Here is an 812-nt window from a genome sequence, read left to right as displayed (position 1 = left end):
GATTCATCCCGCGTTCGGATTCGTTGCGGCCTTCGCGGAAGCGGCCACCATTGGCGGATTGGCGGACTGGTACGCCGTTGTCGCGCTGTTCCGTCGGCCGCTGGGTCTGCCGATTCCACACACCGCGATCATCCAGGCGAATCAAAATCGCATTGCCGACAAGCTGGGTGAATTCATCGAGGTGCATTTCCTCGAAGCCGCGCCGGTCGAGGCCAAATTACGTGAGGTGGATTTTGCGAGTTTTGTCGCGGATTGGCTGAGCGATAAAAAGCGTAGCGCGGACCTCGCGCGCTTCTTGCTGCGGCTGTTGCCGGAGGCGATGTCGGCGACGGAAACGTCTGGTCTCAAAACCTTCATTATCCGCCGCGTGATGACGCAGCTGCAGTCGGTTGATCTCGCGCCCATCGCTGCCGGCACCATGCGCGGCTTCATCAAGGATGGTCGCCATCAGGGCCTGCTCGACAATCTGCTCGGCGCCATGCATGGCGCGCTGACCGAGCCGGACACGCTGGCCGTCATCAAGAACAAGATTCGCGACGAGCTGCCGACATTGCTCAAACTCTATCGCGCCGATGCGTTCCTGCTAAAGCGCATCGTCGCGTCTGCCACGACCTTCTTCGACGACGTGCGCAAGGATCCCGCGCATCCGTTCCGCGGCGAGTTCGATCGCATGCTGCTGTCCTTCGTTGATCGGCTGGAGACGGAGCCCGGCTTCACCGGCCGCATCGATGGCTTGAAGCGCGATCTGCTGGCGCGGCCCGAGCTTGCCGAGCTTGGGCGTAATCTCTGGAATAATGCGCGCAGTTTCATCG

General features: G+C 61.3%; 1 protein-coding gene. It reads left to right on the top strand.

The annotated features are described in order from the left end of the window. Positions 1 to 812, top strand: an 812-nt coding sequence (locus tag AC1DU6_RS33560) for a DUF445 domain-containing protein (protein ID WP_477862678.1), incomplete at both ends; no start/stop codon positions are given.

The organism is Roseateles sp. P5_B10 (genome assembly GCF_056400485.1).
The sequence above is the reverse complement of the archived record's forward strand: the minus strand, read 5'-3'. Positions and strand labels throughout refer to the sequence as shown.